At 33.2% G+C, this 11,091-nt stretch carries 5 protein-coding genes; 2 read left to right on the forward strand and 3 right to left on the reverse strand.

All coding sequences use genetic code 11. The features are described 5' to 3' along the window. Positions 1-193: 193 nt before the first annotated feature. Together FLV_RS19790 and FLV_RS19795 are read right to left on the reverse strand one after the other, a co-directional pair. Positions 194-1,195 (reverse strand): type IX secretion system membrane protein PorP/SprF, encoded by a 1,002-nt coding sequence (locus tag FLV_RS19790; RefSeq protein WP_243236485.1) that lies wholly within the window; start codon positions 1,193-1,195, stop codon positions 194-196. 17 nt (positions 1,196-1,212) lie between these two features. Beyond that, entirely contained in the window at positions 1,213-5,592 is a 4,380-nt protein-coding gene (locus FLV_RS19795) for a PKD domain-containing protein (protein ID WP_243236486.1), read from the reverse strand. A 446-nt stretch (positions 5,593-6,038) separates the two neighbouring features. On the opposite strand from FLV_RS19795, the gene FLV_RS19800 reads away from it, so the two are divergent. Both FLV_RS19800 and FLV_RS19805 read left to right on the forward strand, forming a co-directional pair. Further along, entirely contained in the window at positions 6,039-7,058 is a 1,020-nt protein-coding gene (locus FLV_RS19800) for a helix-turn-helix domain-containing protein (protein ID WP_243236487.1), read from the forward strand. Positions 7,059-7,155: 97 nt separating this feature from the next. Then, the gene (locus FLV_RS19805) at positions 7,156-9,537 is read left to right on the forward strand and encodes a TonB-dependent receptor (RefSeq protein ID WP_243236488.1); all 2,382 of its coding nucleotides are present in this window, start codon (positions 7,156-7,158) and stop codon (positions 9,535-9,537) included. Positions 9,538-9,814: 277 nt separating this feature from the next. On the opposite strand, the gene FLV_RS19810 is transcribed toward FLV_RS19805, so the two are convergent. Next, the gene (locus tag FLV_RS19810) at positions 9,815-10,756 is read right to left on the reverse strand and encodes a GyrI-like domain-containing protein (protein ID WP_243236489.1); all 942 of its coding nucleotides are present in this window, start codon (positions 10,754-10,756) and stop codon (positions 9,815-9,817) included. Positions 10,757-11,091: the final 335 nt, after the last annotated feature.

An 11,091-nucleotide genomic window follows, 5' to 3' on the forward strand; every position in this document is an offset into this window, starting at 1 on the left:
ACTAGTTAAAGGTCGATGTTTTTTTAAAACTTCTTCTACACAGAGAAGCTTAAACTCATATGAATATTTGACTTTTCGTTCCATAAAAATGCCCCCAAATAGTGTCTAACTTTTTGGGGGCAGTTCACTTCCGGGAGGTTTTAATTACTAAATCGAGTTAAAATAAATTTATAATTTTCTTCAGAAAAGTAATTTAATTATCCCCGTAATTCGGACATCCGAAACATTTTCGTGACAAATCAAACTGATAGGTCAATGAAAGTTCATAAACGCCGCCTGTTTTTCCTATTTTAGTAGTATTCAAATCATAAGAAAGACCTAATCGTAAATGCTCATACTGCAGTCCGGTAAAAAAGTTAACAGAAGTTAGCAATTCATTATTCATTCCGTTTTTAGCAGGATTGGTAACGAAAGTTGTTCCAAAAAACATTTTTTCAAATAAGATAGAAGCTCCTAAATCAAATCGGTTATATCTCCCTTGCTGCATATAGTTTGAGGTAACAAACATTTTTGTCTCGTAAGGAAAAAACAATACATCGATGTAATCAGCCACCAGAAATTCGTAACCTGAACTTAACGAGAAAAAGGTGTTTAAGGGCAGATTTCCGTTTGCGCTCAAGGCGATATTCGGCCGGTTAAGATGTTTCATCGAAAGACCAATCCAAAGATCATCGGTATTAAAAACCATCCCTGCAGAAACATCAAAAAAAGTAACCCTGTCATTGGCTAGTAAAGGATCGACCGAAGTGGCATTATTTGAACCGTTTATATTAATCTGATCTTCCAGTAATAAATTACCAAAGGCAAATGATTTTAATCCAAATCCTGCTTCGATACCCGGTCTGAATGTCCAGGTGTCATTTATTCTTACCCTGTAGGCATAATTGGCATTGATTTGTGTAAAATTGTACCTGGTTGCGTTTTCCCTTTGATTTAAAATATTTAAGCCAATTCCGCTGTTAAGTTTGTCACTCCAGGTATTTACAAAGGCATAATCTGTATCAATGCTTAAATCTAATTCTGGCCATTGTTCACGATGAATAATTCCGGCATAAGTAGTTTCCATAAAACCGGTAAAACCTGGATTTAAAGTTTCCGGAACTAAAAAATATTGTGTAAAAATAGGATCCTGTGCTCTTGTTTCGGTGTAAAAACAACATGTTATCAATGTAACAACTAGTAATTTTAATCTCATTTTATAATCCGTTGTTTTTATTTAATTAATGTTAATGATCCTTTTTCGGTTACAGTATGGTTGTAGAAAGTTTTGGCCGTTATTCTAAAATAATAATTACCATTTTCAGCCTCCAGATCTTTAATTTTACCTCGCCAGCCATGAATGTTTACTCCTGTTTCTGAATAAATAATACCTCCCCATGTGTCATAAATATCAAGGGTTACATTGTTCAATCCCTTAAATACAGGCGCAAACGAATCGTTGATTCCATCATTATTAGGCGTAAAAGCATTTGGCATAACCAGCGTGTATCCTTTTTCAACAAGTATTGTAGCCTCATAAGAATATTGGCATCCAAAAGGGTAATTTACAACTTGTCTTATGGTATAAGTTCCTTCTCGGGTATAAATGTGTTCCGGACTTGTTTCGGTAGAAAAATTACCGTCTCCAAAATCCCATGACGTACTTATAAAATCTCCTGTGGCTAAATTTGTGAATTTAACAGGATCGTAAATAGCATAAAGGTCAAACATCTCTTTTCCGTAAGAACTGGTAGAAAAATTTGCTACACCTAAAACAGGTTTGTTGACATTGTGAGACACATCCATAGTACAACCAAAACTGTCGGTAACGGTAAAAATGATTAATCCCTTATTATCAGTTTTCATTATTTCGCCATTAACACCGGAAACCACTCCGTCTGACCATTTTAAAGTATAGGGCGGAATACCTCCTTTAACATGTCCTACGAATGTCTGATCTACAAATCGGGTATCACAATTAAAATCAGTTAAAACTTCGATTGTAGGTGTAAGCTGTTCAAATCGGATAATTTTAAAGGTATCTGATTTTTTACAGCCTCTGGAATCAGTTACCGTAACAGTATAGTTATCGGGGGTGAGTTGGCTCAAATCTTCAGTTCGTGCGCCATTAGACCAGACATACGTATAAGGAGCCGTACCTCCTGTAACAATAAGATCTATAACCCCGGTATTTGCTTTAACACAATCAAGCGGGTTGGAGACATCTCCTCTTATTTCTAATTCAAGCGGATCAACAACAACAAATGTTTCTTCTATTACACATAATTTGGCATCGGTAATTTTTACTTTATACTTTCCGGGACCAAGATTGTTTCTTTCATCTCCAGCTGTAGCCCCATCACTCCATTCCAGTTTAAGTGGTGCCTGTCCGCCCTCAAGATAGAGTCGGATGTGTGCATCATTAGCTCCATGACAAGAAATATTTTGAAAGTCCGGATTGATTCTAAAAACCGGGGCATTGTTAATCGTTATCGGAAATACTTTAGGACACCCTAAGGCATCAGTAATGGTAATTGAATAGTTTCCGGCAGACAAATTAGACTGCTCCATGCCGGTTCCTAAATTGCTCCATTTTATAATATACGGATCGCCGGTAGCAAAAGGAACACCACCGGTAATACTATTAATTTTGATTACTCCATCTCTAACGCTATAACAAGTTAAATGAGTTACTGAGGCATTTAACTTTATTTCAGGGTTTTGAAGTATTTCAACTGTTAGTGGAACAGTACAGCCTGAATTATCCGTAACCGTTAAATTATAAGTTCCGGCATAAAGGTTTCTTGGATTTTGAATATTACTTCTAAAATTGTTTGGACCTATCCAGTTATAACGATGAGGAAGTCTTCCTCCTGATGAACTTACATTAATTTCACCGGTATTATATCCGTAGCATAAAACATCAACCTGGCTTTCCCATTTTACTTCCAGTAATGGTGGTTCGATAATCGTAAAACTCTGTCCCGTAAGTTCTCCACAATTATTGGCTTCGGTTATTTTTACCTGATAAACCCCTTTTTCCAAATTATTCAGGTTCCCGGAATTAACAGGATACGGATTTCCGTCTTTTGTCCAGACAAAATTATAAGGAGGTGTTCCACCTGCTACAAAGGTATTAATCGTTCCGTTTTTTAATCCAAAACAGGTGATATCATTTGAAACTTCGCTTACAATTCTAAACAAACCAGGTTCTGAAACATTAAATGACGTATTAAAAGGACAGCCTCCATTATCTGTAATTGATAAATAATATAAACCCGCTTTTAAATTAGAGATATCTTCATCTGAACTTGTAAATCCGTTAGGACTTGTCCAGGATATTATATAAGGTTTCCCTGTAGTATGAGGTGTTCCCCCACTCACAGTTAAGCTGATCGAACCATCATTAGATCCAAAACAGGTTCCGTTTTTTATAGTCTGCGCTACTTTTATTACTGGCTCTACCGTAACGGTAACAGTAAAATCAGGTCCCGGACACTGAGTAGATATTGGTGATACAGTATAAGTTACAGTTGCAGGACTGGCTGTATTATTTATTAACGTCTGGCTAATACTTGTTCTTGGACTTGATTGGGCACTTGCACCACTTATTGCCCCCGGTGGAGAAACTACCGGAGCAGACCACACATAAGTAGTTCCTCCCGGGACATTATCTGTTCCGTTACTGAAAGGTGTAATCTGAAAGGATTTACCACTGCATATTTTGTCTGTTTTATTAGTTATAACTGGTGAAAGAACCATATCGACAGAGAATCTTTTTATATCTTCTGATGTACCACAACTATTTGTAACCCTAAAAATAGCTTCATAATTACCTGTTTTGGTGTAGTTGATAGGACCTGGATTCGGCAATGTAGATGTTCTTGGAGTTCCTCCTTCAAAAATCCACTCATAGGTGATTTCTGAAGCCGGGGAACAATTTTCTTCTACCGTTCCTTCAGGATAAATTGTTGCTGATTTACAAAAATCTGAAATTGGTTTTAAGGAAATTACAGGTTTCTTTTTTACATGAATTGCCTGAGAAGCGCTTTCACGATCTCTTCCACAAGAGTTTCGTGTTTTAAGTTTTAGATAATAAATTCCGGGCGTTGTAAAATTAAAAGCCGGATCTTTAGAATTATAACCCGTTCCGTTAGCAAAGTCCCACTGTCCTCTTTGTGATCCGGGTGATGTTTCTTTACCGCAATAGGCAGGACTATAACCTGTGATTTCCCATTCGAAAGTTGAAACACCACAGCTTAAATTTGTATCGGTGGTATTTGTGATCTGAACTATTTTTGATTCACAAGCATTACCAAAAGTAAAGCTAGGCTCTAATACAGGTTCAACACATATTTGTTGTGAAGGAGGCGTAATTCCAACTCCACAAGGTGTTGTAGCCTTGAGTGTAACGTTATATTTTCCAGGAACTCTATAAACATGAGATGGATTAACTTCTCTGGATACCGGTGTTCCATCCCCAAAATCCCAGGTATAAACATTTTGGGGATTACACCCATTATTAAAACCGGCAAAAGTAGTATTGTAAAATTGTACACCTGTATTAACACATGCTACACGCTGAACATTAAAACTGATCACCGGAACGTCTAAAATAATAATAGGACCAGCAGTAAGAACCGTACTTCCGCAAGATCCCTGCGTTGTAATTGTTAAACTAACCGTATTTCCTGATGGACAATTGGCTCTTGTGAATTTGTGTGGAATAGGGTAGTTTTGTGAAGCCTGAGGATTTAATCGGTTATAATAAACAGAACTTTCCAGTTGAGCCTGAGTAAAAGTTTGCGAAGTACCATCATCATAATTAACAAAATACTCAGTGTCAGAAGGATTAAGTGCCCAGGAACCAATAGCAAAATTCATAGGTTCCACAGGAATACATAAATTAGTTGTGTTTCCTGGTGAGATAAGAGCCCCCATTGGGTTATTGGAGTTTTTAACTACATAAGTTACAGAATTATTACAGCCATTAGTTCCAATTGCTGTAATTACCATATTATAAGAACCTAATTTTTGGTATTCATGACTTGCTGGGAAAGTTACACCTGTCTGCGTGCTGCCATCTCCCCAGTTAACATTGTAAGATGTTACACAGGAAGCAGAAGCTGAACTGTTTCCAACATTAATAGTGTATTTTGGATTCGAGTTATTATCCCCGCATCTTTCAAAAGGTTTATTAGAACCCGGAGCATTACGGTCAATAAATTTTAAATCGGGCTTTTCTTTTACATTAATAGCTTTTGTGATACTTTTTTCACCAGTAGCATCTGTAACAGTTAATTTTACATTAAAAATTTTAATTCCGCAGCCAACCGCTGTAAAGCTATGACTTGGATTCATTTCTGTAGAAGTTGTTCCGTCATCAAAATCCCATTTATATGTAAAAGGAGCGGTGCCGGTTACTCTTGGGGTGAACGTGACAGGAGTTCCTGAACAGGCACCATCATTAGTGAAACTGAAATCTATGTCTGGTGCTGTAAAACTGCTGTAATCTTTATTGGTAAAATTATTTCTATCGTTACGATTATAACTATAGCCAGTATTAGAAATGATTAAAACAAAAAGTAATGGTAAGAAGTAAAGTTTCTTCATGTAGTATAATTCGGTTATTTTCGGCGGTAAAAGTATATCTTTTTTTTAATCAAAGAAAGATTGCTAATAATCATTTTTGTCTGATTTGTAAGTTTTATAATAAACATTAAGCTCTCATGTGATTTTTTATATTTAAAAGATACCAGCCAATCTTTCTGGTTTATTATTTTACGTTTTAATTTCTCAACAAGGAATAAAAAAAAACAAGATAACAATTTGGTATTATGATACTGAAAACGACATCTGGATAATGTTTTATAGCAGAATTTAAGAAGCTTTCTATAAAATAATTTCTTATTATTTTATATATTCGCTAAAAGTAGTTAATAATAATTCAGCGGATTTTTTTATAGGCATTTCAAAAAATAATCAATTAAAAAACTTGTATTTTAAATGTTCTTAATCTCATCATGACGTGTAAATTAATACCCTAATTTAACCAAACAATGACCTTACTTTTCTTTTTTAGTGCCTTAGGAGCTTTTAATGGTTTATTACTTTCATTATATTTTTTCATAAATGCCCGAAAGAAAAATTTTGCAAACTATTTTTTATCCCTATTATTATTGGTTTTAAGTATTCGAATTATTAAATCAATATTTTTCTATTTCAACCCCAACTTATCAAATATTTTTATTCAGATTGGGCTTTCTGCCTGCCTCTTGATTGGCCCATTTCTTTTTTTATACTTAAAATCATACACAGAAGATAAAAAACCAAATTGGATAATACATATAATCCCTTCTTTTACAGCAATAACCATTTTAGGCTATTTTTATCCTTATGTTGAACACAGTATGATTTGGAGCACCTGGATTATAAAAACGATATATTTTCAGTGGTTTGTTTACATTGTTTTGGCTTCAAAATACCTTCATCCAACAATTGAAAAAATCAGGGAAAAAGAACCTCTAAAAAAAATAGATGTTTGGCTTCTTAGCATTTATTTAGGGGTTACCTTTATATGGCTGGCATACAGTACTGCCGCCTATACCTCGTATATTGTGGGAGCTTTATCTTTTACCTTTATTTTTTATTTAATTATTTTACTTTTAATTTACAGAAACAGTAAGGAATCTGATTTTTCTCCCGAAAAAGAGAAGTATAAAAACAAAGAAATAGACAAGGAAACACTTTATTTAATTGAACAAAAATTATCAATTATAATTGAAAAAGAACTGTTTCTTAATCCCGGTTTTAATCTCGAAGAAGCGGCAAAAGAACTAAAAATCACAAAGCATCTTTTATCACAATATGTAAATGAAATAGTAGGCAAATCTTTTTCAAGTCTTATTAAAGAATACAGAATCGAGAAAGCAAAGAAATTATTAGAAACCGAAAAAAACTATTCTGTCGAAAGTTTGGGATATGATAGTGGTTTTAATTCTAAATCTACTTTTTTCACCGCATTTAAAAAAATCACAGGGCTAACTCCTGCAGAATATCAAAAATCGCATTTAAAATGAGTTCGATATTATAGAATCATACTTCTTCATTATAAAATAAAACCTTTAGAATATCCGTAACCGGGATATTTGCTCATTATTAATCTAAATTTTAAAAATGAGAAAAGTGTTTTTTTTTATTGTATTTATTCTGAGCAACACCTTAATCGCCCAGGTCAAAATTTCAGGAAAAGTTATTACGACTGAAAATACTCCATTGGAATATGCCGAAGTTATCCTTTTTACAGAAAAGTCTGTTCCTGTAGCAAAACACCTGACAAATGAAAAAGGTGAATTTAGTATCGAATATCAAAAAGGCAGCTACACATTAGAAATTCGTCAATTCAAAGAAGTTTTACACACTAAAACCATAGAACTGAATTCAGATTTAGAATTGGAAACCATAACCGTAAATACCACAAACACATTAGAAACCGTAGTGATTTCTAAAAAGAAAGAACTCGTAGAAAGAAAAGTAGACAGGCTTGTTTTTAACCTGGAAAACACCATCAGTACAACAGGCGGAGATGCTCTGGAGGCATTAAAAATTACTCCGGGCGTATTGGTGCGTAATGAAAGCATTACTATAATTGGCAAACAAACCATCAGGGTGCTGATAGATGATAAAATGCTGGAACTTGCAGAGGCAGATCTGGCAAATTTTTTAAGATCTATTCCTGCCGACAACATTAAAAGTATTGAAGTTATTACAACACCGCCAGCCAAATATGATGCCGCAGGTGGCAGCGGATTAATCAATATTAAATTAAAAAAATCTCAAAGGGACGCATGGAGTCTTTCTTTAGGAAACAGTTATTTACTTCGGTCAGAGGGAGAAGGAGCGATTACAAGTAATTTCATGTACAATAAAAACAAGTTAAGCCTTAGCACTTCACTAAATTACAGAGATGGTGGTGAATTTCACGATTACCAGGATTATATCTATTTTCCTGATGAATTATGGAATACCAAACAAGGATTTAACAGAAAATACAAAAGATTTAATGCCGTTCTTGGCATGCAGTATACAGCCACACCGAAATGGATTTTTGGTTTTCAATATATTGCAAATCTAAATAAAACAGTATCTCATAGGAAATCAAAATCAATGGTTTATGATGATACTAGCGAAGTATCTTTTAATGATATAATATCTGTTGTCGATGCTTATCAAAAGCCGGAGTTTAATTCGCTAAATCTGTTCAATGAAGTTAAACTTGATTCTCTTGGAAAGAAAATAATTTTGAATCTGGATTATTTTAAATATTCGAATCAGGATACAAGACCTTACGAAGGAACTTCAGAAATAAAAAATCCTTATGCCGTTCAGTATTTTAAAGGAATTAACGATAACAGCCAAACAACCCATAATTATTCGGGTAAAGTCGATGTAGAGATCCCTACAAAATGGGCAGTCTGGAGTACAGGAGGAAAAGTCTCCTTTTCAAAACCTGAAAATAATATTGCCTCTTTTAATAGCGGACTAGTCGATGATCCGGTTACCAGTATGCCGCAAGTAACTCATAAATTTGATTATAAAGAAAATATTCAGGCATTGTATTTCTCAGGAAATAAAAAATTCAATAAGCTCGAAGTTCAAATTGGTTTGAGAATGGAAGCAACTCAAACCAAATCGTATGATGGAAATTTAAATCAATCAATAAGTAATAAGTACACCAAACTGTTTCCTACTATTAATTTATCGTATGCTCCTAATGAAAATTCAACTTACAGATTCAGTTACGGAAAAAGAATAGGGCGCCCTAATTTTGCAGAATTGAATCCGAATGTTACGTTTATCAATCCTTTTTTAACCGTCGAAGGCAATCCAGTCCTCAAACCTTTTTTTATTGACAATTTCGAATTGATTTATTCGTATAAAAAACTCGAAAGTAAATTATATCACAGTATCGAAAATAATATATTCAACCAGATTGGCCTTCCAGACATCAACACCAGTACAGTTCGTCTTACCTTTAGAAACATCTATAATGTAAAACGATATGGGTTTTCAGAATTTTATGTTTTTGATAAATTCAGCTGGTGGAACAGCAACAATATGTTTGATGTAAATTATATGACTTCAGAAACTATAGATTTACCGGCAGAAGGATTATCCGGCTTTAGTTCCTCTTTTTCAAGCAATAATGACTTTACTTTAAATAAAAACAAAACGGTATTGCTTAATGTTAATTTCAGCTATAATTTTCCGTCAACATACGGATTAGGAAAAGAGAAATCATCAAGCGGAACAGCACTTTCAGCTCAATATCTTTTGTTTAATAAAGATTTAAGAATCTCATTAAGGGCTAATGATATCTTCAGGACAGAGCGGATAAGGTTTTATTCTATAATAGACGGTGTACGTCGAAACTCTGAATATTATTTTGATTCCAGATTTGTACAATTGTCTTTGAATTATAAGTTTGGGAACAAGAAAGTGAATGTTGAAAAAAGAAGAACAGGAAATGAGGAAGAAAGAGCGAGAACAGGGAATTAATAATTCCGGAAGTAAAACAAAAAACCTATTTCGCCATGAAATAGGTTTTTTGTTCAGTGACCTTGACGGTACAGAATTAGAACCTTTTAATTGAAGATTTAAAGATTTTAAATGATGTTTAATTTAATTTCAAATCTCCTACATGATCTTTTTAGAAATATTTTATTTTAAAATTAAATTGCAAACCACTATCTGTAAAAGAAAATGAAATAATAAATGACAGTTTCATTAAATTTGAATTTATTTAGTTTTTATTTTATTGAAACTTTAGAATATATCACAGTAATTTTATTGGTATATAAATATCTATTATGTGATAATTTTCAGGATGTGATTTAGGATCATTTAAATGACTTAAAAAGAAATTTCTATTGTCTGGTTGATAACCATTTTCTTCAAACCAAACCTTGTAAATATAATTCCAGGTTTTAAAACATTCAGACATTGGTGCTTCTTTATGGAAGACAGCATATAATCCACCACTTATTACGGTATTGCCAATTATCCCTTCTCCGACAATATTATTAGGAACAGACAGGCATACATCTGCTTGAAGCATTCCAGATAAATTAGCATTGCTTCTATAAACAGTTAGTGCTTTGGTTTCAGGAAAATTAACTAAATTTCTGGGAGTAGCCCAGCTAAAAAGCTGCTCAAACATTTTGCCAAATGTTTCACTATCATGATTGTGGACATTGAGATTTCTAATATAAATAACATTAAACTCCTCCATTTTTTTGATTTCAAAATCAAGTTTTACAATTTCACTCATTTCATTTTTTTTAAAATTATTTAATTTGAGTGCAAGGTAGTCTTCGATTTTTGACTGCATTTTTCCAATATTGCTATCAATTATACCAATATTGCTATTTTTATGATGTTTTCGCCATTCACTTGGTGTCAAATCTTTTACCTCACGAAAAGCTCTTGAAAAAGATGAAATACTTAGAAAACCGCAATCGGCTGCAATTTCGCTAATCGTTTTTGATGGATTATTCATTAAGAAAAATAAAGCTCTTTCTATTTTTGCATTTTTAATAAATTCATTGATTGTTGTTCCTGTTACCGACTTAAAAATTCTATGGAAATGAAATTTTGAAAAATTAGAAAGACCAGCCAATTTTTCTAAAGAAAGTTCTTCATGAAGGTTTTCTTTAATATAATCTATACTTTTATTGATTCTAAAGTAATACTCTTTAATAGACTCTTCCCTTGTCATACTTGTTGATATGTAATGCCTTTTAAACTAAATGTTTTAAAATACGCAAACGAATATTGAAGCAAAGTTAAGAATGTACTAGAGACATATTTTGTTTTTTAAAGTGATTTTTTAAAGTAAAATTATTCTGTTTATAATTTAAAGCCCCATAATGGGGTTCGAACCAAAATCAATTATAAACATTGACTTTGTAAAAAGTAAAAATAAAGGATCAATACATATTGTTGTGGGGAAATATTAAAATATCGATTTTTGTATTTTAAAATTATATAGAAATGCAGGATTCTTTTGCGGAGCTTCTCAAGTTGTTATTGCCTGAAATAATAGTTGATTAT

This window comes from Flavobacterium pectinovorum (genome assembly GCF_022802975.1).
Classification (GTDB): domain Bacteria; phylum Bacteroidota; class Bacteroidia; order Flavobacteriales; family Flavobacteriaceae; genus Flavobacterium; species Flavobacterium pectinovorum_B.

Excerpts from the sequence above, each read along its gene's own strand:
- FLV_RS19795 (WP_243236486.1), bottom strand. The coding sequence starts at position 5,592 with ATGAAGAAACTTTACTTCTTACCATTACTTTTTGTTTTAATCATTTCT.
- FLV_RS19810 (WP_243236489.1), bottom strand. The coding sequence starts at position 10,756 with ATGACAAGGGAAGAGTCTATTAAAGAGTATTACTTTAGAATCAATAAA.
- FLV_RS19800 (WP_243236487.1), top strand. The coding sequence starts at position 6,039 with ATGACCTTACTTTTCTTTTTTAGTGCCTTAGGAGCTTTTAATGGTTTA.
- FLV_RS19805 (WP_243236488.1), top strand. The coding sequence starts at position 7,156 with ATGAGAAAAGTGTTTTTTTTTATTGTATTTATTCTGAGCAACACCTTA.
- FLV_RS19790 (WP_243236485.1), bottom strand. The coding sequence starts at position 1,195 with ATGAGATTAAAATTACTAGTTGTTACATTGATAACATGTTGTTTTTAC.